Origin of the sequence: Bradyrhizobium sp. 45, from assembly GCF_023073155.1 — a bacterium.
Classification (GTDB): domain Bacteria; phylum Pseudomonadota; class Alphaproteobacteria; order Rhizobiales; family Xanthobacteraceae; genus Bradyrhizobium; species Bradyrhizobium canariense_D.
The window spans coordinates 260,539-285,553 of record NZ_JADPIX010000131.1 but is presented as its reverse complement, the minus strand read 5'-3'; the positions used below and the strand labels follow the sequence as shown (position 1 = coordinate 285,553).

Annotated in this window: 20 protein-coding genes and 4 pseudogenes; 17 read left to right on the top strand and 7 right to left on the bottom strand. The window is 61.1% G+C overall.

Annotated elements, in window-relative coordinates; translation table 11 throughout:
- Positions 1-996: 996 nt before the first annotated feature.
- The 5 genes and pseudogenes from ligD to IVB42_RS30680 all read right to left on the bottom strand — a co-directional run.
- Positions 997-2,814: a DNA ligase D gene (ligD, locus tag IVB42_RS30700; protein WP_247471644.1), complete on the bottom strand. Its 1,818-nt coding sequence runs from the start codon at positions 2,812-2,814 to the stop codon at positions 997-999.
- A 232-nt stretch (positions 2,815-3,046) separates the two neighbouring features.
- Positions 3,047-3,673, bottom strand: a complete 627-nt coding sequence (locus tag IVB42_RS30695; RefSeq protein WP_018460434.1) for an NYN domain-containing protein — start codon at positions 3,671-3,673, stop codon at positions 3,047-3,049.
- Positions 3,674-4,187: 514 nt separating this feature from the next.
- The gene (locus IVB42_RS30690) at positions 4,188-4,565 is read right to left on the bottom strand and encodes an ATP-binding protein (protein ID WP_051113081.1); all 378 of its coding nucleotides are present in this window, start codon (positions 4,563-4,565) and stop codon (positions 4,188-4,190) included.
- Positions 4,562-5,149, bottom strand: coding sequence for a histidine kinase dimerization/phosphoacceptor domain -containing protein (locus IVB42_RS30685; protein ID WP_051113080.1), 588 nt, complete (start codon positions 5,147-5,149; stop codon positions 4,562-4,564). The genes IVB42_RS30690 and IVB42_RS30685 overlap by 4 nt, the downstream gene beginning before the upstream one ends.
- A 91-nt stretch (positions 5,150-5,240) precedes the next feature.
- A pseudogene (locus IVB42_RS30680) lies at positions 5,241-5,930 on the bottom strand (Hsp70 family protein); the annotation flags it as partial.
- Positions 5,931-6,003: 73 nt separating this feature from the next.
- Here IVB42_RS30680 and IVB42_RS30675 point away from each other — a divergent pair.
- A pseudogene (locus tag IVB42_RS30675) lies at positions 6,004-6,144 on the top strand (protein-L-isoaspartate O-methyltransferase); the annotation flags it as partial.
- A 1,732-nt stretch (positions 6,145-7,876) separates the two neighbouring features.
- On the opposite strand, the gene IVB42_RS30670 reads toward IVB42_RS30675, so the two are convergent.
- Entirely contained in the window at positions 7,877-8,857 is a 981-nt protein-coding gene (locus tag IVB42_RS30670; RefSeq protein ID WP_018460432.1) for a LysR family transcriptional regulator, read from the bottom strand.
- A gap of 102 nt (positions 8,858-8,959) precedes the next feature.
- Between IVB42_RS30670 and IVB42_RS30665 the strand changes: the two genes are divergently transcribed.
- From IVB42_RS30665 to IVB42_RS30610, 12 genes and pseudogenes are all read left to right on the top strand, one after another.
- Positions 8,960-9,904, top strand: coding sequence for a ketopantoate reductase family protein (locus IVB42_RS30665; protein WP_247370641.1), 945 nt, complete (start codon positions 8,960-8,962; stop codon positions 9,902-9,904).
- Between the two features lie 4 nt (positions 9,905-9,908).
- Positions 9,909-10,295, top strand: coding sequence for a VOC family protein (locus IVB42_RS30660; RefSeq protein WP_026234029.1), 387 nt, complete (start codon positions 9,909-9,911; stop codon positions 10,293-10,295).
- Between the two features lie 13 nt (positions 10,296-10,308).
- On the top strand, positions 10,309-10,779 hold the full coding sequence (locus IVB42_RS30655) for a MaoC/PaaZ C-terminal domain-containing protein (RefSeq protein ID WP_018460428.1): 471 nt from the start codon (positions 10,309-10,311) through the stop codon (positions 10,777-10,779).
- Positions 10,776-12,002 carry a CoA transferase gene (locus IVB42_RS30650; RefSeq protein ID WP_018460427.1) on the top strand — a complete coding sequence of 409 codons (1,227 nt, stop codon included), beginning with the start codon at positions 10,776-10,778 and terminating at the stop codon, positions 12,000-12,002. The genes IVB42_RS30655 and IVB42_RS30650 overlap by 4 nt, the downstream gene beginning before the upstream one ends.
- 3 nt (positions 12,003-12,005) lie before the next feature.
- A complete protein-coding gene (gene aroE, locus IVB42_RS30645) occupies positions 12,006-12,833 on the top strand; it encodes a shikimate dehydrogenase (RefSeq protein ID WP_018460426.1) in 828 nt (275 codons plus the stop codon).
- Between the two features lie 15 nt (positions 12,834-12,848).
- A complete protein-coding gene (locus tag IVB42_RS30640; RefSeq protein WP_247299819.1) occupies positions 12,849-13,703 on the top strand; it encodes a shikimate dehydrogenase in 855 nt (284 codons plus the stop codon).
- A gap of 51 nt (positions 13,704-13,754) precedes the next feature.
- Complete coding sequence (locus tag IVB42_RS30635; protein ID WP_007601261.1) at positions 13,755-14,423, top strand: amino acid ABC transporter permease; 669 nt, start codon at positions 13,755-13,757, stop codon at positions 14,421-14,423.
- Positions 14,424-14,435: 12 nt separating this feature from the next.
- On the top strand, positions 14,436-15,092 hold the full coding sequence (locus IVB42_RS30630; RefSeq protein WP_018460423.1) for an amino acid ABC transporter permease: 657 nt from the start codon (positions 14,436-14,438) through the stop codon (positions 15,090-15,092).
- A gap of 51 nt (positions 15,093-15,143) precedes the next feature.
- Positions 15,144-15,971 (top strand): transporter substrate-binding domain-containing protein, encoded by an 828-nt coding sequence (locus tag IVB42_RS30625; RefSeq protein ID WP_018460422.1) that lies wholly within the window; start codon positions 15,144-15,146, stop codon positions 15,969-15,971.
- A 62-nt stretch (positions 15,972-16,033) separates the two neighbouring features.
- Positions 16,034-16,780, top strand: coding sequence for an amino acid ABC transporter ATP-binding protein (locus IVB42_RS30620; protein ID WP_018460421.1), 747 nt, complete (start codon positions 16,034-16,036; stop codon positions 16,778-16,780).
- Positions 16,781-16,793: 13 nt separating this feature from the next.
- Entirely contained in the window at positions 16,794-17,240 is a 447-nt protein-coding gene (gene aroQ, locus IVB42_RS30615) for a type II 3-dehydroquinate dehydratase (protein WP_018460420.1), read from the top strand.
- 6 nt (positions 17,241-17,246) lie between these two features.
- Positions 17,247-18,280: pseudogene (locus IVB42_RS30610) on the top strand (Gfo/Idh/MocA family oxidoreductase).
- 1,319 nt (positions 18,281-19,599) lie between these two features.
- On the opposite strand, the pseudogene IVB42_RS30605 reads toward IVB42_RS30610, so the two are convergent.
- A pseudogene (locus tag IVB42_RS30605) lies at positions 19,600-20,793 on the bottom strand (IS256 family transposase).
- Between the two features lie 265 nt (positions 20,794-21,058).
- Between IVB42_RS30605 and IVB42_RS30600 the strand changes: the two are divergent.
- From IVB42_RS30600 to IVB42_RS30585, 4 genes are read left to right on the top strand one after another with little or no spacing between them, the layout of a single operon-like run.
- Positions 21,059-22,360 carry an ABC transporter substrate-binding protein gene (locus IVB42_RS30600; protein WP_018460419.1) on the top strand — a complete coding sequence of 434 codons (1,302 nt, stop codon included), beginning with the start codon at positions 21,059-21,061 and terminating at the stop codon, positions 22,358-22,360.
- 55 nt (positions 22,361-22,415) lie between these two features.
- Positions 22,416-23,315: a branched-chain amino acid ABC transporter permease gene (locus IVB42_RS30595; protein ID WP_018460418.1), complete on the top strand. Its 900-nt coding sequence runs from the start codon at positions 22,416-22,418 to the stop codon at positions 23,313-23,315.
- Positions 23,315-24,271: a branched-chain amino acid ABC transporter permease gene (locus IVB42_RS30590; RefSeq protein ID WP_085359164.1), complete on the top strand. Its 957-nt coding sequence runs from the start codon at positions 23,315-23,317 to the stop codon at positions 24,269-24,271. Before IVB42_RS30595 ends, IVB42_RS30590 begins: the two co-directional genes overlap by 1 nt.
- Positions 24,271-25,014 carry an ATP-binding cassette domain-containing protein gene (locus tag IVB42_RS30585; protein WP_018460416.1) on the top strand — a complete coding sequence of 248 codons (744 nt, stop codon included), beginning with the start codon at positions 24,271-24,273 and terminating at the stop codon, positions 25,012-25,014. Before IVB42_RS30590 ends, IVB42_RS30585 begins: the two co-directional genes overlap by 1 nt.
- Position 25,015: the final 1 nt, after the last annotated feature.

Sequence of the window (25,015 nt, the reverse complement as noted above, 5' to 3'; positions counted from 1 at the left end):
ACCTGATTGTCTGCCCGAAAAAACAAAGTCACGCTAACACAGACTATAGCAACTCATTGTTTCAGGAAAACTTCGTCAAACAACTCCAGGGCGCCGAACGCCAACGAAAATCCAACCACAGCGCGAATAACTTTACCACTGAGTGAGAGCAACATTCGTTGCAAGCCGACCGAGTATGAGGACAGCATTCTTCCACGCGTTGGCCGACGGCGGCTTCGTAGCCAGCGGCACGCGTGACGCCGCGCTCACCACCGCCTCGGCAGAAGTGAAGTGTATCAGCGGCTGGTCCGGCGTGGCGACGTCGTTTTCCGACGTGAGCCGGTGCTATGCCGGGCAGGGCGTCGTTCCTCGACTTCCGGTGTTGGCCCATCTGCGACCTCGGAGCCCACCCGCTCTTTGGCCGATGTTGGCGGCAAACCGGACATCAGGCGGCCGCCGCTTCATGAGTACGTGCCCTAGTACGGCGCCGGCGAAATAGTTTGAGCTTGTGCATGTGAAACTTGGGGCGTGCCGATTACGGCCGATTGCGGCACGTGCAATGGGACACCGGCCCCGGCTGTTTCTCCCAACCTGGCTGGGGCCTACGCGCCCTTCAGAAAACTGTCAGCACTGTTGGCTGTTTATTTCGAGCGACGCCGTAACGCAGTTCGCTATATGGTTTCGTTCCCGTTTTTTACATCACCGACTGCCGGGCGATCATAAGAAAGCTGCTCCGCAAGTTTATGCTTTGGACTTTGCCGTCGTCGCCGGGTGTTCCGGGATTTTTGTATGAAATACATATTCATCGCGGTCGGCTGCTGGCTGCTGCTGAACCTGCTCTACATTCTCATAGTCACTCCGCCACGTAGGTCGCTCTGGCCTAGACAGCTCGCTCGCACCATTGCTGCGGTCAAGCGACTCATGCAACGCGGACGGCAGCCACCTACCTGAAGGGAGTGAACTTGGGAGTTTTGTGGCGCCATTCCACCCATAGATCGAATGCATCCGACATACGGCTCACCTCCTTGGCTTGACGCGAAATGGACTGTCGATGGAGAAGGCGTCCGGCGCGATCCCGCTCTCGATGCGCTTCCAGGTCACGGGCGCTGCGATCGGAAATCCCTCGCGCGCTCGCGGGGAATAGGTGCCGATCGCCGTCGTCCCGCGGCCATTGCGCAGATAATCGAGGAAGATGCGGCCGCGACGTTTTGATTGCGCAGACAGAAGGTAGCGGTCTGGATGACGCGCTGCGAGCGCGGAGACGAGCTGATGCGCGATCCGATGCGCCTTGTCGTGCAGCATCGGCTGAGCCAGTGGCGCCATCAGATGAATTCCTTTGCCGCCCGTGAGCTTGGGCCAGGTCTCGAAACCCTCGCACTTCATCAGCGTGCGCAGATCGAGCGCGGTCTCCACGACGGCCTCCCAGCCGACGCCCTCGCCGGGATCGAGATCGATCACGATACGGTCGGCATGTTCGAAGTCCTCGACGGTCGCATTCCACGGGTGCAGCTCGACAGCGCCGATCTCGACGAGACCAAAGAGGCCATCGAGGCTGTCGACCCACAGGCGCGTTCCCTGGCCGCCCTCCCGCTTCTGAATACGAAGCTGGTGCACGGCCGCCGGAATGTCCTTCGGCAGCGGCCCCTTGTGGTAGAAGGTGGTGCCTTGCACGTGGCGCACCAGCTTGAGCGGGCGATGGCCGAGGTGCGGGAGGGCCTTCTTCCACACCCTGCGCCAGTAGTCGGCGAGTTCTTCTTTGGACGGTGCAACGGCTTCGGGCAGAAGCTGCAGGATGTTCTCTCTGGGGACGCCGAGCTTCGGGCGGCCGGCCGCGCAGGGCACGAGGCGCGGCGCCTTGACCTTGCGCACCGCAAGATCATCGCGAAAGCCTTTGAACACGGCCTCGCGAGGCAGGCCATCATCGGTAAGCGCGCCATACCGGACCTCGATTTCGAGGATCGGATCGACCCAGGTCGCCTTCGGCTTTTTGACTGGCACGTCCAGGGGAGACGTCTTGCGGATCAACGGATCGAGCCGCTCGCGCAATTCGCGCGCGGTCGTCTCGGTGTAGCCGGTCCGCACCTTGCCGGCATAGAGCAGCTTGCCGTTCTCGCGCCGGCCGACGTAAAGCGAGGCCACTTTCCGGGGGCGCGCCCCTAACTTCTCCACGAACGCGACGATCGGAAAGGCGTCGCTCTTCTTGCACTTGAGCTTGATCCAGCTCTCCTGTCGGCCCGAGCGATAGGGCTCGCCGAGCCGCTTGCCGATCAGGCCTTCCAGCCCCAGCTGGCACCCTTTTTCGAAGATTACGTTGCCGTCGCCCGCAAGCGCCTCGACGTACATGAACGTCTCGGGCGCGTCCTTCAGAAGCCGCTGCAGCAACCGCTTGCGCTCTTCGTACACGACGCCACGCAGGTCATAGCCGTCGAGGTACAAGAGATCGAAGGCGTGATAGCGCACGCGCTCGCTTTGCTTCGGGCCGAGCTCTCGCCTGAGCTGCTGGAAATCCGGCAGGCCGCCACTGCCGTACACCACGGCCTCGCCGTCGATGACCAAGCTGTTTGCTTTGAGTTTGGCCGCGCCCACCGCGATCGAGGAGAACTGTTCCGTCCAGTCCAGGCCGGTCTTCGAATAGACCTTGGCGTCCTCATCTCCCCGGTGCAGTTGAGCGCGGTAGCCGTCGGCCTTGATCTCGTAGACCCAGTCCTTGCCGCGCGGCGGATTCTCGCGCAGCGTGGGATCACACGGCTCGATGTAACCAGGAATCGCAACTTTGGTGGCGCCATGGACACGCGATACTCCCCAACGAGACTGACGCAACGCCACGGCACACATGGCGATTCAACGCCGTCGCGCTGATTCGTTCCGTTCCGCGGAGGCCGCTTGACGGCCTCGCCAGCGCGGCAGGTCGAGGAGGCCAAATCCGACGAAACCGGGTGGTCGCGCTACGTCTGCACCAGGATATTCCACTTGCGCGTCGGTCTCCCGACAGGAGCACCGGGCCTTCGGCGGAGCTCATGATCGTACCGGCAGGCCGAACCCGCGCCCCGAGCAGGTGCGCTCGATGTTACGGGATGAGTTCGTCGGGCTCTGGACGCGGCGCCGCCGTGTCGGCGCGCAGCGGCGGGCCACGAACATCGCCGCGCTCGCGGGGTGGTGGGCGCGTGGACAGGTCCCGGCCGATCGCGGCTCGCAGCTCCATCAGGTCGGTGAACACGTCCGCCTGCCGCCGGAGTTCGTCCGCGATCATCGGCGGCTGGGTCGCCATGGTCGACACCACGCTCACCCGTACGCCTCGGCGCTGCACCGCCTCCACCAGCGAACGGAAAGTGCCGTCGCCCGAAAACAGAACCATTTCGTCGACGTCGCCGGCCATCTCCATGGCATGCACCGCGAGTTCGACGTCCATATTGCCTTTGACCTTGCGCCGTCCGAACGAGTCGACGAACTCCTTTGTCGGTTTGGTCACGACGGTGTAGCCGTTGTAGTCAAGCCAATCGAGCAACGGCCGGATCGAGGAGAATTCCTGATCCTCGATGACAGCCGAGTAGTAGAAGGCGCGGAGCAGGATACCTCGGCTCTGGAATTCCTGCAGAAGGCGCTTGTAGTCGATGTCGAAGCCAAGGCTTCGGGAGGTGGCATGAAGATTGGCGCCATCGATGAACAGGGCAATCTTGCTGGGCGAGGACGACATGTTGGCAGGCCCGAATGATCCCGGCGGAAGCACCGCTCCCGCTTGGCGGATGGTTTGCTCAAAGATGGAGTTTGGGCACGGGGCGGCCTTGGCCCGCCGCTCACTCGCATTCTGCGTTGCGGCAAGAACGTGAGCTCCGACGGAGCAAGGCTATATCCAAGAATTCGAGCTTTCAAATCCTTTTTCATGAACAGTTGAACCAGGAGCCTGCTGCAAAGACAATGCAGTAGGGGACGCCGTGAATGCCGCACGAATTGCCGCTCTTCGAAATCCACCTCAGGCGGCGCCGCCGGGCATGCAGATGGTGTCTCTGCACGACTGATGGGCAAACCATCATGCAAGGCTCGGAAGCCAACCGGCCGGCTGCCCGGTACCAGGCCAATCGGGCGCTCTTTCTGATGCTGCTCGCTTCCGGGAGTCGCTCGGCAGGCCGCGAAGACCCGTCGCGGAGTCGCTCGCGCCGAAGCGCCTGATCACCCGGGAAATTGCCCGCAAGCGGGCCGACAGCTCGTTATCACGCAATCGCCCGTCGAGCGACGTTCATCGTCACTTGAACGCCCTTGTTCGGCGCGGACTCGACCTTGAAGTCCGGTTTCGCGTTTTCCCTCAAGGTCTGCACGATCAGCGCGCCGATCTTTCCCGGGATCGGCCATGTAATGCCCTCAGGCAACCCGACTCCGTCGTCCGCGATGACCACGCGATACCGGTCTTCGCTCTGGCGCAGACATTCGATCGTGATCACGCCGTGGCCGCGGCCTTCGAAGGCATATTTGAAGGAGTTGGTCAGCACCTCGTTCACAACGAGCCCCACCGACCGCGCGGTGTTGACCGAAACCGGGGCATACTCCGTCTTCTGCTCGAGCCGAATTCCCTGGACGGCGCAGGTGTTCATGACCGCGGCGGCGATCTGGCTGAGGTAATGGCCCAGATCGACCTCGTCGCCGGCGGCCTCGTTCGACAGGCCTGATAGGGCAGATGCAGGGATTCGATGCGGCCGGCCAGCGTGTGCAAGTCGACCCTCTCGCCCCGTCTTTCGTTGCGTGCTTCGAGCCGTATGAGGGCGACGATCAACTGAAGATTGTTCTTCACGCGGTGCTGCAGCTCGCGCAGCAGGATGTCCTTGTCGCGGATCCGGCGCGCATACTCCTCACGCTCGGCACGCGCCCTGTCGGTGATGTCGATCAGCGCCGCGATGCGATAGTTCTCGGTCCCGTCCTCGTTTTGAATGAGACCGGAGAAGGCCTCGACCAGGAGCGGTCTAGGCCGCTCCGCCCGGAAGGTGCCGAGAAACTCTCCTCCGTCCTTCAGCACGGCCAGATCCAGCGAGACGTTCGGATCGCTTTCGTCCGTGAACCCGGCCAGGATCGACCAGCCCTTGCCGGCGCAGTCTTTCGCGTCCTGGCCGAAGAGCGTTTCGAATTCCTTGTTCGCGTAGCAGATGCGCTGGTCGCCGCGGAAGAATTTCGAGACTGGCATCCTGCTCGATGGACGGCGCATTGGTATGATGCGCTCATCGTCAACATGGCCCTACCACCCTGCTGGACGTCTTCGAGGGCCACAGCATCTCGGGTGGAATTCCTACGAGGTCGAATTGCCCCAACAGCTTGTTGTCGGCCGCCAGCTCGCGTTCGCCCTGGAACACACGTACCGTGACGGCATTCTGATTGTCCTCTGCCGTCGAGAACACCTGGCTGCGTTTTGCGGGAATTGTGGTGTTGCGGTTGATCAGCTTCGTCATCACGCCGCCGAGCGTCTCGATACCCAGGGACAGGGGAGTGACGTCGAGCAGCAGCACGTCCTTCACGTCACCCTGCAGCACGCCGGCTTGAATGGCGGCCCCGATGGCCACGACCTCGTCGGGGTTGACGCCCTTATGCGGCTCGCGCCCGAACAAGGCCTGGACGGTCTCCTGCACCTTGGGCATGCGGGTCTGGCCGCCAACCAGCACGACTTCATCGATCTGACCAGGCTCCAGACCGGCGTCCTTCAGGGCAGCCCGGCATGGTGGAATGGTTTTCTGGATGAGGTCGTCGACGATCGCCTCCAGCTTGGCTCGCGTCAGCCTGATGTTGAGGTGCTTGGGTCCGTGCTGGTCCGCGGTGATGAACGGGAGATTGACATCTGTCTCTGTGCTACTCGACAGCTCGATTTTGGCCTTCTCCGCAGCGTCCTTGAGACGCTGTAACGCCAGGCGGTCGTTCCGCAGCTCGATGCCACTTTCTTTCCTGAATTCATCTGCGAGGTAATCGATAATGCGCTTGACGCCCCTGTGCTGGAACTCCTCGATCTCTTGCTCGCGGCACGAGCGGCATCGGCCTCGCCGGCGCGATGAGGACGGCGCGCCGCCGATCGCGCACGCCCAGACTGTCTCCCAGCCCTACATTGTCGCGCTGATGACCGAAGCGGCCGCACTGAAGTCCACGGACAAGGTGCTCGAAATTGGAACCGGTTCAGGCGCGCGGAGCTCAGTGAACTGCGCGGATCGGACGGCGGACGGGCTTCCGCATCACGCAGCCCGTGCACTTTCTCCGGGTCTTGCAGAGCATACGGTCGGAAGCTTGGACAAGGGAGCCGTGCCGCCGTCGAGATCGATCAGCGCATCAATGGCCTCATTGAGCTCCGAGGCCGCATCCGACTGCATGCCTTGCTTCGCGGACGCTACGAGGCGGTATGCGTCTAACGCCCACCGGCGGAGCAGATCTCGCTTCTGCTCCTCGCATAATGTCGGGTCGCGCAGAACCTCGCTCGGTCGCGTATAGCGATCGCAAGTTCGACCTGCACGCTCTCCTCGGCCGCTAGGCCTTTTGCGGCCGCAGGTTGAGGTGGCTTTCTGGCGACGGCACTCGCCGAAGCGCGTAGCGCGTCTTGCCGGTCGCCACACCCACTGCCGGATTGTCTGACATTTGGGATCTTGTTCGGCATAGAATCCTCCCGATACAGCGGGAGCAGGGGTCAAATGGTATCAGTCCCAATACACCTCCAATGGCGTTGCGCCGCTGGGTGTCTGAGCCAAACGCCGGCGAAGGGCGACAAGCAACTAGTGAGCAGCCAAGGAATTTCAAGAAGGACACCAAGCCTCATTACTCCACAAGATTTCCGAAGCCTGAGGAGTTTGCCTGCAGAAACTTCTCGGGAGCGGGTTGGCTATGCCGTCAGCCGCCGTGCCTTTTGGATGAGCAACTGCCGCAGGCGTTGAGGGTCAGGCATCCCCACAGGTCCGTCGTCCCCAACATGATTGGGCTGCCATCCAGGACCTCTGAGGGCGCGTCCGCAGCGAGCGGCCCCTTCAGCCGCCGTGCGGCGGAGCCGTCTGCGAGTTGGCCCCGAATCCACCTAGGATCACGCGGGGGCGGGCGCCCCCTGCGCACCGGCAAATGATGGGTCCGCGATCCAGCCAAAGGTCACTCCTCATACTCTTGAATCGGTGTCGCCGTAGGCGGGTGCTCGCCGACGCCCCCGTTACTACCCCAACTTGTATCGTTGTGTTGGGCAAGAGCGAAACGCCCGGGCGGCCGGCAGGCACGGCGAGGATCGCAGGATACGTGAGGTGTAACTTAGCGTGCGATAAATTCGCATCTAGAATTTGCGCGGGTTGTCGTTCTAGGTCCTCGTTTGTCTCAGCCACAACACACAGTTCGTACGCGCGGTGCCGATTACTGTTCTCGGCCACGAATTCGGATCGGAGTCCGAGTCCCTCCCGCCATGCCAGATTGAACAGCCGACGGCATTAGGGACGACAAGGTGGGTGCAACGGACCAAGACAATCGATTGGCGGCGCGTCTTGCGCATTGTCTCACGGACGTGTATTACAGCCTCAGCAAGGCAGCGTGAAAAGCACGATTTTTCATAGGGTTACGTAGGAGTCTTCGGAGGTTCGATCCCTCCCGCCCCAGCCAGATGTCAAGCTGTTGAGTTCATTCGGTAAGCAGTTTCACTTTGGGCGCGTTTGGAAACACAGATTTTAAGGCTCGGTCCAGAATCGAACTAAACGGCGTGGCCATGCTGGCTTATCTCCGAGGCTTCCATCCGAACATATACCGTGGAAGCTGGGCGGGCAGGTGTTTTGCCCTCATCGTAGAATAGGGTGCTACGGCGAACGAAGCGGACAACCGGTCCAGATGCGCATGTGCGGAATTGCAGCCGTGCCGCAGTCGGCCCGGCCGGTGGCCTCGGGCGCGGTCGTTGCCCCGCTACCGGGGACCATTACGACTGCAAATCGCGTGGCCTTCGTTTCCTTGGCCGACCGGAACGATATAGACCCCGCACTTCCTGCTGTTGAAAGAGCTCCGCGCAGACGCCACGCAGCCATTGGCTTGCCGGGTCATGATGGAAGCGGGCGTGCCAGTATTGCTTCACCGTAAATCCGGCGATTGCCAGCGGGCAGTCGAGCACGCGCAGTCCGTAATAGTGAGCCAGCGTTTCACCAATGTGCCTTGGAAGGGTGGCGATCAGGTCAGTCGTCCCGACGATTGCAGGCAACCCCAAAAAGCCGGGTAGCTCCAGCCCAACGTCTAGGACTAATTTCTGCTCCTGCAGCGCAGCGGCGAGCAACTGATGCCCGGTGCCGGAGCGAATGAGGACGTGTGCCTCACGCCTGAAATCCTTTGCCGTGATGCGGTCGCGGATCCGGGCATGTTTCGCGCTCGCCAGGCAGACCCAATCCTGCGGAAACAGTGCCTGTTGGAAGTGTCCCGCGTCGAGATCCGAGATGTAGCCGAGCGCCAGATCGGCCTTTCCGGACTGCAGCATTCTTGGGGTGTCGGGGCCGATCTGTGTCGCCTCGATACGAACGCCAGGCGCAACGCGACGGACCTGAGCGAGAATGGAGGGAAGCAGCGTGACGTGACTTCCATCCGTCATGCAAATGGCGAAACGGCGTTTCGCGGTTGTCGGATCGAAGTCGCTGCGAAGCTCGGCCAGGCGACGCAGCATCTCCAGCGCCTGCCTCGCCGTGCCGATCAGAGCCTCCGCGCGCGGCGTCGGCAGCATGCCGTCTGCTGACCGGACGAAGAGCGGATCGTCTAATTCCTTTCGCAGACGGGCCAGCCAGATCGAAATGGTCGGCTGACTTTGACCGAGCTTCTCGGCTGCCTTGGTGACGCTACCCGTTGCGAACAATGCGTCGAACAGCCTGAGCAGGCGCGGGTCCAGCAGGTTGGTCTCGATGGGATCCTGGTGCTTCATTGCGATTCACAATAATTGCTATAAAGATCATAATATATCTAAATATCGAGCGGCCGGCTACCGTGCTTCCAACGCCGAGAATGGCGCGGGAGAAGCGTTCGGATGAGGATCTGCTTTATCGGAGCGGGAGCCTTGGGCTCGACCATCGGCGGTACGCTGGCGCGCGGCGGGGCCGAGGTCTGGCTGATCGATCCGTTCCAGGCTCATGTCGACGCTATCAATGCCGGCGGCCTACGGGTGCTCGAAGTTGGCGCCGAGACCGTTGTGAAGGTCACTGCGTGCACTTCCGCGACCCAGGTTGGCGTAGAGGCAGACCTCGTCATTGTCCTCGTCAAATCCTACCACACGCGGGATGCCATCCGTGCCGCGGCGCCGATCATCGGGCCGCGGACGGTCGTGATGTCGCTTCAGAACGGTCTTGGTCACGAGGACATCCTGTCGGAGGAGGTTGGTCGTGACCGGGTCATAGCGGGCAAGACCTACGTCGGCGGTGTGCTGCTCGGCCCTGGTCATGTTCGTTCCGGGGTCCTCGGCAAGGAGACCATCATCGGCGAGCTTGACGGTCGCTTGACGGAACGTGCGCAGCTAATCTCCGGGACTTTTAATCGCGCCGGAATTCTCACGCGGCTCAGCGACAACATCTTGGGCACGATGTGGGACAAGTTGTTCATCAACGTCGCCGGAGGAGGAATTACCGCCGTTACCGGGCTGACTTATGGCGGCCTGTATTCGCTGCCAGTTCTGGAAGATTGCGCGCTGGCCGCAATCTCGGAGGGCATCGCGGTTGCGCAAGCTGCCGGCGTGAAGATCTCGATTACCGATCCGCGACGCGCCTGGACGATGGCGTCCGCCGGACTTCCGCCCGAGTTCAAGACGTCGATGCTGCAGAGCTTGCAGTCCGGCAATCTGACCGAGGTTGACTACATCCACGGCTCCGTCGTGCGTTGGGGCGCCAGGCTCAACGTGCCGACCCCCGTCAATTCCACCCTCGTCGCGCTGGTCAAAGGCATCGAATACGCCCGCAGCGACTATCCTGGAAGGTCTTGAGACAATGTCATTGCCCCGCGCTTATGTCGAACACGTCGCGATCCGTGTGCCGGACGTTGATCGTCACGTCGACTTCTTTCGTGAGGTGCTTGGTCTCGCCAATCGCGATGAGCAACCCGCCGATGGTACGCGCCCGCGTCAGGTTTGGGTGCTCGGAAGCGTGCAACTCATTGAAGATCCGAATTTCGTCGGACCAGAGGGGCGTCTCGCCCATCTCGGCATCATGGTCGACGATTACGAAGGTGTACTCACCCGTGCCGCCGCCTGGGGCGCCAAGGCGTTGCCCGCCGGGCCGAACTGGCTCGAGCTGCCGGGCGGGCTCAACGTCGAAATCTTGCAAGCCAGCGCAGGCGCCGTGGAAGCCGCCCTGGCGATCAATCCCCGTGCCTAGAGGAAGACGCGATATGACAGATGAGCGCTACTGGGACGATGCCAAGGTCGGCGATGAATGCGTTACGCCACCGGTGACGGTCACAGAAGGAATGGTAAATGCCTACGCCGAACTGACGGGCGATTTCACGCCGGTCCATGTCGACGAGGAGTACGCGAAGACAACGCCGTTCGGCACGCGCGTCGCGCACGGGCTGTTTGGTCTGTCGCTGGCCGACGGTTTGAAGACCCGTGCCTACTACCGCTTCCTCCCGGGAATGTCGCTGGGCTGGACGTGGGATTTCAAGCTGCCGATCAAGCTCGGGGACACCGTGCACGTGAAGTTCCGCGTGGGTTCAATGCGCGAGACAAAGCGGGACGGGTGGGGCATCGTGGTGCTGCCCTCGGAGCTGATTAATCAGCGCGGCGAAGTGGTGCAGCTCGGTGAGCATCGGCTGATGATTCCGATGCGCCCGAAGACCGGCGTCGCGGGAGAGCGCGCATGACCGCGCAAGATCTGCCGCTCAAAGGCGTCCGCGTCATCGACTACAGCCATTTCCTGGCCGGCCCGTTCATGGGCCGTTGCCTCGCCGCGATGGGCGCGGAGGTCATCAAGGTGGAGCGTCCAAAGGGCGGCGACGCAGGCCGGGCCCATGGATATTTCAAGGACGAACAATCCGGCTACTTCCTACAGCAGAATATGGGGAAGCAGGGACTTTGCATCGACCTGCGCGACAAGCGTGGTCTCGACATGATGATGAAGCTGGTCGACACAGCCGATGTCTTCATCGAGAATTACCGACCCGGCGCACTCGAACGTCTCGGGCTTGGTTACAAAGCGCTATCGGGGCGGAATCCGAAGCTGATCTATTGCTCGGTCTCCGCCTATGGTCACACCGGTCCCTATGCCGATCGTCCGGGCTTCGGCCTGATCGCAGAGGCGATGTCGGGGGCCCTGGCGCAATTGGGCAATCCCGGCGAAGCGCCGCCACTGCTGCGGATGCCGCTGGCCGATATGTACACTGGCATTCATGGCGTCGCTGCTATCAATGCGGCGCTGGTTGGCCGTGCGTCGTCCGGGCGCGGCCAACATATCGATCTGGCGCTGTACGATTGCATGGTCTCGATGCACGACTATGCGGTTCAGCGTTACTTCCTCTCGGGCGGCGCTGACCTGCCGAAGCAAACCGGCAGCGGACAGCCGGACTCGACCGTTTACGGGGTCTTTCCGGCCAAGGACGGCAATCTTGTCATCGCTGCGCAAGTCGATGATGCGTGGCGACGATTGGCGAGCCTGATTGGAGGAGACACGCTGGCATTGGACGAGCGTTTCGCCAAGCCCGCCGCGCGGAACGCCCATTATGCTGAAGCCATGGAGATTGTGCGCAACTGGACGCTATCACAGCCGTCTCGGGATGCGTGTCTTGCGGCACTCGAGGAAGCAGGTGTGCCGTCCGCTCCCGTGCAGACCATCGAAGAGGTCGCGAGGGATCCGCAGATCCATGCGCGCGGCATGCTGGTCGAGCAGGAGCATCCGGTGCTCGGCAAGGTAACGCTGCCGAACCTGCCGTTCCGGTTCTCCGATTGCGACACTACGGTGCGTACTCCGGCGCCACTGCTTGGGCAGGACAATCGCCGCATTGCCGCATCGCTGGGACTGTCGGCCGAAGCCGTCGACGCGATGGTGCGCGACGGCGTGCTTTACAACGAAGCTGCAGTGCGGGAGTGAGCGATGAGCGATCGTTATGCGGTGATTGGCAATCCGATCGGCTTCAGCAAATCACCCTTGATCCATGGCACTTTCGCCAGAATGACGGGACAGGATCTCGTCTATGAGGCGATCGAGGGACCTATCGATGGCTTCAGCCGACGGGTCGACCAATTCCGGACAGAGGGTGCCAAGGGGCTGAACATCACCGCCCCTTTCAAGCTCGATGCCTTCGCTTATGCAAATGAGCTTTCAGAGAGCGCCAGACGGGCAGGTGCCGCAAACTGCCTGAAATTCGAGGGCGACCGGATCATCGCCGAAAATTTCGACGGGGTAGGGCTGGTGCAGGACATCACTGCCAATCTCGGCGTCAAAATGGCCGGTCGGCGCGTCCTGATGCTCGGCGCCGGGGGAGCGGCGCGTGGCGCGTTGCTGCCTTTCCTGCGCCAGCAACCGTCCGAGTTGGTTCTCGTCAATCGAACGCTGTCCAAAGCCGTGGCATTGGCCGAAGAGTTTGCCGGCTGTGGTCCCCTGATGGTGAGCGGCTACGCTGAACTGGCGGACCTTGCCGAGGGCTATGACGTCGTGGTCAACGCGACCTCTGCCAGCCTGCGAGGTGAAATGCCGCCGCTTCCGGGGAATGTCTTCCAGGGCGCGGAGCTGGCGTACGAACTTGCCTATGGCAAAGGATTGACTCGCTTTCTGCAAGCGGCCCGCGCCGAAGGCGTGGCCAAACTGGCTGACGGCGTCGGCATGCTGGTCGAGCAGGCGGCGGAAGCCTTCGTCTGGTGGCGCGGCGTGCGACCGAGCACGGCCCAGGTCATCGCCGAATTGACTGTTCCATTGAGCTGACGGACGACGCCGACAATGCATCGCAAACCCGGCTTTCTCGTCGGCCTGATCGGCAGCGGCATCTCGGCGTCTCGCACGCCGCCCATGCACGAAGCGGCCGCCGACGCCGCTGGCATCCGCTATCTCTACAAGAAGATCGATCTGACCGAGTTGAACCTCGGCGTCGAAGCATTGCCGGAATTGCTCACGGCCGCAAGGCGGATGGGCTTTGACGGTTTGAACGTAACCCATCCCTGCAAGCAGGCGATCCTTCCACTGCTGGACGAGCTTTCGCCCGACGCCGAGGCGCTTGGTGCGGTGAACACCGTGGTCGTCAGGAACGGCCGAATGACCGGCCACAACACCGACTGGTTCGGCTTCGCGGAGAATTTCCGCCGCAACATGCAAGGTGCACCACTTGGTCGCGTCGTGCAATTCGGCGCAGGCGGCGCCGGTGCGGCGGTTGCTTTCGCGCTGATGAAGCTTGGCGTGCAGGAACTGACCATCATAGACGTCGACCTGGCCAAGGCGCAGAGCGTGGTCGACGGCTTGTCCTCTCGATTTGTAGAAGGGCGCTTGAGGGTCGGCCAGGATGTTGCCGCCGCCGTGGCGGCCGCAGACGGAATTGTCAACGCGACGCCGATCGGCATGGACAAATATCCGGGAACGCCGCTGCCGCTGGCGATGCTGTGTTCCGGTCTCTGGGTTGCCGAGATCATCTACTTCCCGCTGGAGACCGCGCTGCTGCGCGCGGCGCGGGCCCTCGGCTGCCGCACGGTCGATGGTGGCGGAATGGCTATCTTCCAGGGCACCGAAGCGTTCCGCCTGTTCACGGGCGTCTCGCCTGATCCAGACGTCTTCTTCGCAACTTTCGCATCCCTGGGAGGGTGACACCCGGCCGATGGGCGAGCGGCACGCACAACGCCCGAGAGGAAACGCAAGATGGGCTACACGCTCGATTTCTCGGTGGTTTGGCACGCAATGCCCGCGTTGCTGTGGGGTTGCGTGGGGACGTTGGGTTTGGCGCTTGCTGGCATGACGCTCGCAATGATCATCGGCGTCGCGGGCGTCGCGGCCCGCGATGCGAAGGCGGCCTGGTTGCGCGCCATCGTGATCGGCTTCGTCGAAATCGTGCGCAACACGCCGTTCCTGGTGCAGATCTTCTTTCTGTTCTTTGCACTGCCGCTCGTCGGGGTAAAGCTCAATCCGACCGCCACGGCCATTATCGCACTCGGCGTCAACGGAGGCGCGTACGCCATCGAGATCATCCGCGGCGGCGTGCAATCGATTCACAAAGGGCAAATCGAGGCTGGCTACGCGCTCGGACTGCACAAAGGGCAGGTATTCCGTTCCATCGTACTCAAGCCCGCGCTTCGCGCGATCTATCCCTCGCTCACGGGACAGTTCATCATGCTGACGCTGACCTCGTCGATCTGTTCGGCTGTGTCGGCTTACGAATTGACGTCGGTCGCGCAGCGAATCGAAAGCGACACATTCCGCAGCTTCGAGGTCTATTTTTTCGTCACTTTCCTCTACCTCGCGATCTCCTGGCTGCTGATGGCGGGCTTCGCAATCATCTCTCACCGCTTCTTCTCATATCCGACGCGCTGAGGAGCACAGATCATGACACCGCATTTCGGCGTTCCCGAGTTCGGCTTCCTCCTGCGTGGTCTGCAATGGACGGTACTCCTGACGCTGGTTGCATTCGTCGGTGGCTGTACCGCCGGCCTGGTCGTCGCATTGTTGCGCACCTGCGGTCGCACGACCGTGGAATGGATAGTTCGGATCTATATCGGAATCTTCCAGGGGACACCGCTGCTGCTGCAACTGTTCGTGGTGTATTACGGCTTGGCGCTCCTCGGATTGAAGCTGTCAGCATTCGTTGCGGTCGCGATTGGGTTCACCGTCAACGCCTCGGCTTTTCTGGGCGAGATCTGGCGCGGCGCAATCCAGGCCGTGCCTCGCGGTCAGACCGAGGCCGCGATGGCGCTCGGTCTACACTATTCCGCGCGCATGCGCGACATCGTGCTGCCGCAAGCCATTCGCATCGCGCTGCCGGCGACCATTGGCTATCTCGTGCAGCTCATCAAGGGTACCTCGCTCGCTGCCATCGTCGGCTTCATCGAACTCGCCCGCGCCGGTCAAATCGTGTCGAACCAGACCTACCAGCCGTTGCTCGTCTTCGGTGTGGTCGGCGCGATGTATTTCATCCTCTGCTGGCCACTCTCGTGGTGGGGCAGTCGGATGGAGGCCAGGCTCGCCCTGGCCGGTCAAAGGTAGGTTCGGCGCACCTACTCAATCAAACACAGCCATCACCAGGAGGAGATACTCATGTTGTTTTCGCTCAATCGCCGCCAACTCGGCGTTACGCTGCTGACGCTGTCGGCCATCGTTGTCGCAGGCGGCTCGCAGGCGGGCACTCTGGAGGACGTGAAGAAGAAGGGCGTCGTCGTCATCGGCATTCAGGGCGATAATCCGCCCTGGGGCTATGTCGATAGCTCAGGAAAGCAGGATGGGATCGATGCCGACATGGGGCGTGCCTTCGCTGAATATCTCGGCGTGAAGGCCGAGTTCGTCCCGCTGGCGGTGGCCAATCGTATTCCGGCGCTGACCACAGGCCGCGTAGACATTCTGTTCGCGACCATGGCCATGCTGCCCGAGCGTGCGAAGGTGGTACAATATTCCAAACCCTATGTTGCCAATGAGATTACACTTGTCGCTGCCCAGGCAACGCCGATCAACAGTAACGCCGATATGGGGAAGTACGTTATCGGCGTCCCACGCTCCTCCACGCAGGACACCCAGGTAACCAATAATGCTCCTGCGGGCGCCGAAATCCGCAGGTTTGATGATGACGCGGCCACGATCCAGGCACTGCTCTCGGGTCAGGTGCAGGCGGTCGGGGCAAACAGCTTCTACCCGCAGCGTCTGAACGCTGCAAAGCCGGAACTTGGGTTCGAGCCCAAGCTTCACTTCACCGCCTTGTACAACGGGGCCTGCACGCGCCTCGGAGAGAAGGAGTGGAACGAGACGGCGAACAAATTCGTCGACCAGATCAAGTCCAATGGCAAATTGGCCGCTTTCTACGCCAAGTGGATGAAGGCGCCCGTGCCGGTCTTCCCCGACTCGGTCCCCGGCGTTCCGTTCACAGTTCAATAGTCACTGCAAGCGGCCGACGCGCTGGGCGCGTTGGCCGCCGTCCGATAACGGAGGCCGAATCCATGCAGGACCAGATCCTGATCGAAATGAAGGGCGTGCAGAAATGGTACGGCGGGTATCAGGCTCTCCGCAACGTTGACCTCACTGTGCGCAGAGGGGAAAAGATCGTGCTTTGCGGTCCGTCCGGTTCGGGCAAGTCGACGCTGATACGCTGTATCAACCGCCTGGAGGCAATCCAGCAGGGCAGTATCGTGGTGAACGGTCATCGGTTTGACGACAGCATCAAAGCCATCGATGTCGTACGCCAGGACGTCGGCATGGTCTTTCAGAGCTTCAACCTTTTTCCGCATATGACGGTCTTGCAGAACTGCATGCTCGCGCCCATTCGCGCGCGCCGCATCAGCAAGACCGAAGCGGAGGCGAGCGCGCGAAAATATCTCGAGCGGGTGCGCATTGGCGAGCAGGCCGAGAAGTATCCGGCGCAACTCTCGGGCGGTCAGCAGCAACGTGTCGCGATCGCGCGTGCTCTCTGCATGCAGCCCAAGGTCATGTTGTTTGATGAACCGACTTCGGCTCTCGATCCGGAAATGGTCAAGGAAGTGCTCGACACGATGATTGGCCTCGCCAACGACGGCATGACCATGATTTGCGTCACCCATGAAATGGGTTTTGCCCGCCAGGTTGCCGACCGTGTCATCTTCATGGCTGAAGGGCAGATCATCGAAGAAGGTGTGCCCGACGCTTTCTTCCGCAATCCGCAGCACGCTCGCACCAAGCAGTTCCTTGGCGAGATCCTCGCCCATCACTGAACGGAGTTATTCCATGAGCCGTCTTGTCTACGTCCTCAACGGGCCAAATCTCAATTTGCTTGGCAAGCGTCAGCCCCACATCTATGGCCACGAGACGCTTGCGGATGTGGAGCGAGATTGTCGGGGGCTAGCCACGGAGCTGGCTCTGGAGATGCGCTTTCACCAGTCGAACAGGGAATACGAGCTGATCGACTGGATCCACGAGGCGCGCGAGACGGCTGTCGGCATCGTCATGAATCCCGCGGCTTTCACCCATACCTCGGTCGCCATCCTAGACGCTTTGAACACGTTCGAGGGGACAGTAATCGAGGTGCACATTTCCAATGTGCACAAGCGCGAGGAATTCCGCCACCGCTCGTTCGTTTCCAAACGAGCTGATGGCGTTATTGCAGGCTTCGGCACTCAGGGTTATCTGCTCGGTTTGCGTCGGTTGGCCAAGCTGCTCGATGAGAAGGGATAGAATCGTATGAGTGCACCCGTCCGCCTGACGGTCATGGGAGCGGGTCTCATCGGCAAGCGACACATTGAACATATTCTCGCGCGGCCGGAGGCGGTCTTATCGTCAATCGTCGATCCGATGCCGGTTGCACGGGAGTTGGCGGTATCGCTCAAGGTGGACTGGTTTTCGTCCGTTCAGGACATGATCTCTGAAAACCGGCCGGAGGGGGTGGTTGTCGCCACCCCCAACCAGATGCACGTGGCCAACGGCATGGATTGTATCGCTGCGGGCATCCCGGCGCTGATCGAGAAGCCGTTAGCGGATGATATCGTGGCGGCACAGACGTTGGTCGAAGCATCCGAGCGGGCGGGCGTGCCGCTGCTAACCGGCCACCACCGTCGCCACAACCCGATGATCCAGCGCGCCAAGGCGGAGATCGACAGCGGCAGGCTCGGTCAGATCGTGTCAGTGCATGGCATGTTCTGGCTGATCAAGCCGGACGATTATTTTGAAGTGCCCTGGCGCGGCGAGAAAGGAGCGGGTCCCGCTTTCGTGAATCTCATCCACGATGTCGACCTGCTGCGGTACCTGTGCGGGGATATCGTGGCGGTACAGGCTGCCCAATCCAATCGGCTGCGTGGAAATGCGGTCGAAGAGACCGCGGTGATCATCCTGCACTTCGCGTCCGGCGCGCTGGGAACGGTCAATGTCTCCGATACCATCCAGTCGCCTTGGAGCTGGGAATTCACCACCGGAGAGAATCCGGCCTACAGCATACGCTGGAGACCTGCTACCAGATCGGCGGCACGAGGGCATCGCTGGCCATTCCGCAACTCGATCTGTGGCATCACCCGAGCAAGGCCAGCTGGTGGGCGCCGATCGAGCGCGAGCGGCTGAGGTTCGAGAAAGAAGACCCGCTTGGCCTGCAGATCGCAAATTTCTGTGGCGTTATCCGCGGCACGGCCACGCCTGTGGTGAGCGGGCGCGAAGGGCTAAAAACGCTCAGGGTGATCGACGCGGTCAAGCGCGCAGCGGAAACCGGAGATCTCGTGTCGTTTTGACTCTGGTAAGCACAGGTGTCTACGCTGAAGTATCGATATTTTATTTGGCGAACCATCAAGGTGCCGCTGATAGACAATGCTGGGAGCACTATGATCCTGCGACGAAGGCCCGTTTTCGGCCGGATAAACCCAGTGGTGCGATTGGTAAGTCATTGATTGTTCTCTACCCGTCGCTATCTCTTAATCAGCGGGTCCCAGGTTCGAGCCCTGGTGCGCCCACCAAATAAATCAAGACCTTAGCAAGAGAAACCGTTTGAGTCCGACGGACTAAAACGGTTTTTCAAACGGTGTTCTTGACGGCCAGCCGGCGAGTCCACTCTCGGCATTGTGATCTACTCTGTCCGTCTCGACGGAGGCCAAGGCGACTCGAAGGCGTCCGGCAGAACCACTTCCTTGATGTTGTATGTAGATCAGAGCCGCCCGACATAGCCGGCATTTTTCCACTTCTGTTCAATTTCATCAGCGACGCATTGGGTAGCCGCGCAGCGCCTCCACCGAAATAGTGCTTGAAGTCGATGTGAACTCTTATGTTGTCTGGCCAATAAGCCGCCATGCGGTCATAGAGGAGAACCGATCCGGTCTCGAAGCGCCGATAGACCGATTTGTGCATCGGCGATTTTGATTCCGCCATTCGGAGGTTCGATCTCTCCCGCCGCAGCCAAGCAGTCACTCAATTATAGAGAGTGGGACCGTATTGGCTGAAAGTGCCGCATTTTACGGGATTTTTGTGCGGCTCTCTAAAGTCTCTGCTCCTCTGAAACCGGCAACCTTGGCGAGAAGTCGTCGAAAGTCTCCAGCCCAAACCGCAGAAATTACCTTTTTCCGTGGAGACGATTGGCAGAGACCGGTTCGATCACCACTGGACAGTGGGGGTGGCAGTGAATTTTGACGGTTTCAAACCGCTCGACGACTATTGGCTCTGCGATGGCGATAGCTATTCTGCAGAAGCGGAAAACGGAACTCGAAATTGCTAAACGGCTCTGTCGAACGATTGCTATCGCATGCGCGGCAGGGCTCACAGGGGACAGTGGTGATGCGACAGCGCGTTCGCTTTGAAAGCGAGTGCAACCACACCCTTCAAATTGATCACTTCTCTCTCCAGAGGCATACGTAGCCAAGCGCGCATTCACGCTTCGCAGTCGATAACCGCTCCGAGTGGGGGCAAGTGGGACGGTCGGTAAGGTTCATGAGCATACTGAACCAATCTCATTATATACTGTCGAGCCGCGGAAGCCCTTCCCACCAGCACCGATCGTGTCCCGTGGCGTGGTGTAGCTGGCGGCGGGTCACCGCGTTCGCCGGCTGGAGAGCCGGGCTGGTCAGCTGGCGATAGCCGTGATGCTGACGCTCGGATCATCGCTCAACGGCGCGATGGTTTCCAGTGCCATGTAGCGGGCACGCTGGACGGCCCATTCATCATTCTGTTCGAGCAGGATCGCGCCGATGAGGCGAGTGATGGCGTCATCGTTGGGGAAGATGCCGACCACCTCGGTCCGCCGTTTGATCTCGCCGTTGAGACGCTCGATCGGGTTGGTCGAGTGCAGCTTGGTCCGATGCTGTGCGGAAAGGTCATGTAGGCGAGCACATCGGTCTCGGCCTCGTCGAGGAAGCCGGCAAGTTTGGGCAGCTTGGGGCGGAGCTGGTCGGCGACCTTGCGCCACTGGGTTCGCGCGGCCTCGGCGTCGTCCTGGGCAAACGCTGTGGCGATGAAGGCGGAGACGACGCGCCGCCCGCTCTTGCCGGCATGCGCCAGCGCGTTGCGCATGAAGTGGACGCGGCAACGCTGCCAGCTGGCATCGAGCACCTTGGCCACGGTGGGCTTGATGCCTTCGTGGGCGTCGGACACGACCAGCTTGACGCCGCGCAGGCCGCGGCGGGCGAGCTGGCGCAGGAACGCCGTCCAGAACGTCTCGGCCTCGGAAGGGCCGATGCCAATGCGGAGGACCTCGCGTCGGCCGTCGCTATTGACGCCAACCGCGACAATCACCGCGACTGAGACGATGCGGCCATTCTGGCGCACCTTCACGTAGGTGGCGTCGATCCACAGATACGGCCAGTCGCCCTCGATCGGACGGGCGAGGAAGGCCTTCACCTTGTCATCGATCTCGCCGCACAGCCGGCTGACCTCGCTCTTGGAGATGCCGGTCATGCCCATGGCCTGGACGAGGTCGTCCACCGAGCGGGTCGAGACGCCCTGCACATAGGCTTCCTGCACCACGGCGGTGAGCGCCTTCTCGGCCATGCGTCGCGGCTCCAGGAAGCCCGAGAAGTAGGAGCCTCGCGCAGCTTGGGAATGTGCAGCTCAACCGCGCCGGCGCGGGTCTCCCAGATCCGGTCGCGGTAGCCGTTGCGCTGGGCCAGGCGTTCGGGGCTCTTCTCTTCGTAGGCCGCCCCGGTCTGGCCTTCCACAGCTCCATCAGGCGCTGGGCGGCAAAGCCGATCATCTCGCGCAGCAGATCGGCGTCGGGGGTCTTCTCTACGAGCGTGCGCAGGTTCATCATGTCTTCGGTCATCGGTGGTTCCTCGGTTGCGTTGGCGTGTCGCAACCCGATCCTACCGGAGAACTGCCGGTGACCACCGCAAAGCTGCCCGCCCGCTACGGCGCTATTTGAAGGCGCGCATCCGGGCGGCTTTGCTCTACCGAGCTACACCACCACCGGGGACACGACCCCAGCAACTAGTAAGTGCTGGCAATATTTCAGAATTATAAGTAGCGTCGCGGCAAGAAAAATCGCGATGGCCGCCCGGTCAACGCAAGTTAAAAATGGGGAGATTCAAATGCTTTTGCTGAAAGCCGCAGTTGCAGCCGGTCTAGTCATCACAGCTTTTACGGGCGCTGCGCTTGCGCAGAGCAAGCCGCCGGAAATCAAGATCGGTATCACCACTTTCCTGTCGGGACCGGCTTCCGTATTCGGCGTACCGGCAAAGGCCGCGGCCGAGATGATTGCAGAAGACCTCAACAAGAAGGGCGGAATCGGCGGTGTACCGGTAAAACTGTCTTTCATCGATGAAGGCGCCGGCGGCGAGGCATTGGTCTCGAACTACCGGCGCATGGTGCAAGACGAAAAGGTCGACGTGACTTTCGCCTCCATCTCCTCGGGCAGCTGCAATCAGCTTGTCCCGGTCGCCGAAGACCTCAAAGTCATGAACTTTATGTGGGATTGCGGTGCGGCTTCTATTCTGGAGACGAAGAAATATCGCTACAATTTCCGCACGCAGGCTAACGGCACGCCGGAGATGCTGGCGGTGCTCGTCTATCTCCTTAAGACAAAGCCCGACTTTAAGACCATCGCGGTCGTCAATCAGGACTACGCGTGGGGCCGCGAAAGCTGGGAAATCTTCTCCACCGCATTGAAGGCGCTGAAGCCCGACGTTCAGGTGTTGGCGGAGCTTTTTCCGAAGTTCGGTGCGCCGGACTATTCCACCGAAGTTTCGCGCTTACTGGCATTGCGGCCGGATGTCGTTCTAACCACCTCCTGGGGCGGCGATCTCGACACGCTGGTCCGTCAGGCCGGTCAACGCGGCCTGCTGCAACAGTCGACCTTCGTGTTGGGCATCGGCGAATCCTCGATCCAGCGACTGGGCAAGGATCTGCCGGAAGGCCTGATCGTCGGCGCGCGTGGCGATCATTGGTTCCTGCATCCTGAAAAGAAGAACGATCCGGCCTTCAAGGCGTTTGCCGAGGCATTCAAGGCAAAGACCGGCGCCTGGCCGATTTACCCCGTCTACCACATGGCGCAGGCTTTCACGGCGCTGCAAGCTGCCTATGACAAGGCGATCAAGGCCAATGGCGGCAACTGGCCGACACGGGAGCAGGTCGTAGACGCAACCTCCGGCACCGAGTTCGCGACCGGTTTCGGCCGGCCGATCACGCTGAGGCCCGAGGACAACCAAGGTCTGGAAGCGCAGCTCGTCGGCGTCACCAAGTCTTTCCCGGGCTATGACTTCAAACTGCTCGACAACATGATGATCTTTGATCCGAAGGTGATCACCAATCCGGCGGGCGTGCGGTCGGTCGAGTGGCTGAAGACGCTCAAGCCGGAATTCGTTAAAATGGACGTTCCGACCTTCAAGCAGTAGGCCAGATCATCGTCCTCCGGGCAAAAACCGCAGGACGGCTTTCCTGAAGGTCTCCATGAATTCGACTCTCGCCATATTGGCCGTCCTTGACGGGATCAGTTACGCCGCCTTGGTGTTCCTGGTTTCCGTCGGGCTGAGCCTGATTTTCGGTGTGCTTCGCGTGGTGAATGTCGCGCACGGGTCGCTTTATGCCTTTGGCGCCTATCTCGCCGCGACGTTGAGCCTCGTGATTGCGCAGGTGTCGCCGTGGCTTACCTATCCCGCATTGCTGGTTGCCTCCATCGTCATAGGGTTTGTGTGCGGCGGTTTCATCGAGCGCTTCCTGTTGCGGCCGCTTTACGGACGAGACGACGTGTTGCAGCTCCTGATCACCTTCGCGGCCTTCATGATCATGGACAATCTGCAGCGTCTGATCTGGGGCGTGCAGCCCATCTTCGCTGCTGAGCCCTTGAAGCTGTTGCCGAACATCAGCGTATTCGGCGTGAACTATACGTCCTACCAGGTCGTCCTGCTTCCAGGCGTGGCAGTCGCGACGCTGTTCGGACTGCGTTACTTCTTGCGGAAAACTCTTGCGGGAGCCGTGATTCTAGCAGTAACCGAGGATCGGGAGGCGTCAACCGCCATCGGCATCGACGCCCAACGCGTCTACTCTATTACGTTCATCATCGGGGCGAGCCTGGCGGCGCTCGGCGGCGCGCTTGCTTCGCCGACCACGTCGCTGGTGCCCGGCATGGGCGCGGACATGATCGTGCTCTCGTTCGCGGTGGCAGCCACTGCGGGTCTGGGGCAGATCGAGGGCACCGCCCTTACGGCCCTTATGATCGGTTTGACGCGCGCCTTCGTCATCTATCTGCAGCCGGAGTTCGAAGTTCTCGTACCCTATCTGCTGATGGTACTGGTGCTTCTGGTGCGTCCGTTCGGACTGTTCGGTACGGTGCAGATGAGAAAAATCTGATGGCGGGCCGTATCAAGCCGATCACGGCAGTCGCAATCATCTTGTTTCTGGCCAGCGCGGTACTGCCGCTCTTCGTCGCGAGCTGGGCGACGTTATTCGCGCTCATCCTCGCCAAGGGCATCGTGGTGCTCGGCATCGTCCTGTTGCTGCAGGCGGGACAAGTATCGTTCGGACACGCGATGTTCTTCGCCACCGGCGCCTATACCGCGGCGTTCTGGGGCAAGTACATCGGCGGCGGCGATATCCTGATCTTTCTCGCGCTGGGAGGCATAACCTCTACCGTTTTTGGCCTGATCGTCGGCCTGTTCGTGGTTCGCTACAGGGAAATTTTCTTTGGAATGCTGAACCTGGCATTCTCCATGGTCTTGTGGTCGCTGCTCGAGAAAATGTTCCACTACACTAACGGCGCGGACGGCATCCGGGTCGCCCGTCCTGGCTTGTTTGGGTTTTCGTTCACGCCGGAGACGTTCCAATACGTTATTCTCTACGTGAGCCTTTTGGTCGCGATTGCTGCCTTCTACGGCGTGCAACGCTATCTCGACAGCCCGCTCGGTCACATGTTGCGGGCAATGAAATCTAACGAAACCAGGCTCGAATATCTTGGCATGTCGGCGCGGCGCGTGCTGCTCATCGGCTACGTGTTCTCCGCATTTCTCGGCGGCATAGGCGGCACTCTGGTATCGATCATTCAGCAGATCGCGACCCCCGAATTCGGCTTCTGGACCAAGTCCGGCGAGTTCGTGTTCATCGCGATCCTCGGTGGCAGCGCCCATGCTTTCGGTGCGTTTGCAGGCGCGGCGATGTTCGAATGCGTACGGTTCTATGCCGCGGCGCATCTGGCGGATTCTTGGCAGCTCATTCTCGGCGTCGTGCTGGTCGTCATCATTCTTTACGCGCCGAACGGCCTTATCGGCCTCCGCCAGCGCTACGGTCAATCCGGGCGGGGAGGGCATTAATGGCCAACGTCCTGCTTTCTGCCAAGAACATCAAGATCCGGTTCGGCGGCGTCATCGCCGCCGATGGCATCGACCTCGACGTCCTGGAAGGCGAAAACCTTGCCATCATCGGGCCGAACGGGGCCGGCAAGACGACGTTCCTCAACATCTCGACCGGTTATCTTCGGCCGCAAGCCGGCACCGTTACCTTTCTCGGCCACGACATCACCGCGCAGCTGCCACGTACGATCACCAGGCTCGGCATTGCCCGCGCCTTCCAGATACCACAGCTGTTCCTCGACCAGACCGTGATGGAGAACATGTTGATCGCGGCCGCCTCCCTGCGAGGCCGTCCGTCTGGTTTCCAGGCTCTTTCTCTCATGCCGGAAGTGCCGGAAATGAAGCGGCTGCTGGATCTCGTCGGTGTCAAATCGTATGCGGAACGAACGGCGCGCGAACTGCCCGAAGGGCAACGCAAGCTGGTCGATATTGCACTCGCGCTCGCGCTGAAGCCAAAGCTCCTCCTGATGGATGAGCCGACTTCGGGCGTCGCGTCATCAGAGAAACTCACCATCATGGACATTCTAACCACGGCGCTGGCAAAGGAGAAAGTCACCTCGGTCTTCGTCGAGCACGACATGGATATGGTGGAGCGCTATGCCAACCGCGTCGCCGTGTGGAATGTCGGCAAGATCCAGATGGTTGGGACGCCGGCTGAGGTTCTGGCGGACCCGAAGGTCCGGGAACAGGTGATCGGGATATGAC

Bases quoted from the DNA above. Each gene is read 5' to 3' on its own strand.
- IVB42_RS30585 (WP_018460416.1), top strand. From the start codon at position 24,271: ATGGCCAACGTCCTGCTTTCTGCCAAGAACATCAAGATCCGGTTCGGC.
- IVB42_RS30685 (WP_051113080.1), bottom strand. From the start codon at position 5,149: ATGCCAGTCTCGAAATTCTTCCGCGGCGACCAGCGCATCTGCTACGCG.
- IVB42_RS30635 (WP_007601261.1), top strand. From the start codon at position 13,755: ATGGGCTACACGCTCGATTTCTCGGTGGTTTGGCACGCAATGCCCGCG.
- IVB42_RS30600 (WP_018460419.1), top strand. From the start codon at position 21,059: ATGCTTTTGCTGAAAGCCGCAGTTGCAGCCGGTCTAGTCATCACAGCT.
- aroQ (WP_018460420.1), top strand. From the start codon at position 16,794: ATGAGCCGTCTTGTCTACGTCCTCAACGGGCCAAATCTCAATTTGCTT.
- IVB42_RS30640 (WP_247299819.1), top strand. From the start codon at position 12,849: ATGCATCGCAAACCCGGCTTTCTCGTCGGCCTGATCGGCAGCGGCATC.
- IVB42_RS30690 (WP_051113081.1), bottom strand. From the start codon at position 4,565: ATGAACACCTGCGCCGTCCAGGGAATTCGGCTCGAGCAGAAGACGGAG.
- IVB42_RS30595 (WP_018460418.1), top strand. From the start codon at position 22,416: ATGAATTCGACTCTCGCCATATTGGCCGTCCTTGACGGGATCAGTTAC.
- IVB42_RS30670 (WP_018460432.1), bottom strand. From the start codon at position 8,857: ATGAAGCACCAGGATCCCATCGAGACCAACCTGCTGGACCCGCGCCTG.
- IVB42_RS30625 (WP_018460422.1), top strand. From the start codon at position 15,144: ATGTTGTTTTCGCTCAATCGCCGCCAACTCGGCGTTACGCTGCTGACG.
- IVB42_RS30590 (WP_085359164.1), top strand. From the start codon at position 23,315: ATGGCGGGCCGTATCAAGCCGATCACGGCAGTCGCAATCATCTTGTTT.
- IVB42_RS30660 (WP_026234029.1), top strand. From the start codon at position 9,909: ATGTCATTGCCCCGCGCTTATGTCGAACACGTCGCGATCCGTGTGCCG.
- IVB42_RS30665 (WP_247370641.1), top strand. From the start codon at position 8,960: ATGAGGATCTGCTTTATCGGAGCGGGAGCCTTGGGCTCGACCATCGGC.
- IVB42_RS30695 (WP_018460434.1), bottom strand. From the start codon at position 3,673: ATGTCGTCCTCGCCCAGCAAGATTGCCCTGTTCATCGATGGCGCCAAT.
- IVB42_RS30620 (WP_018460421.1), top strand. From the start codon at position 16,034: ATGCAGGACCAGATCCTGATCGAAATGAAGGGCGTGCAGAAATGGTAC.
- IVB42_RS30630 (WP_018460423.1), top strand. From the start codon at position 14,436: ATGACACCGCATTTCGGCGTTCCCGAGTTCGGCTTCCTCCTGCGTGGT.
- aroE (WP_018460426.1), top strand. From the start codon at position 12,006: ATGAGCGATCGTTATGCGGTGATTGGCAATCCGATCGGCTTCAGCAAA.
- IVB42_RS30655 (WP_018460428.1), top strand. From the start codon at position 10,309: ATGACAGATGAGCGCTACTGGGACGATGCCAAGGTCGGCGATGAATGC.
- IVB42_RS30650 (WP_018460427.1), top strand. From the start codon at position 10,776: ATGACCGCGCAAGATCTGCCGCTCAAAGGCGTCCGCGTCATCGACTAC.
- ligD (WP_247471644.1), bottom strand. From the start codon at position 2,814: ATGTGTGCCGTGGCGTTGCGTCAGTCTCGTTGGGGAGTATCGCGTGTC.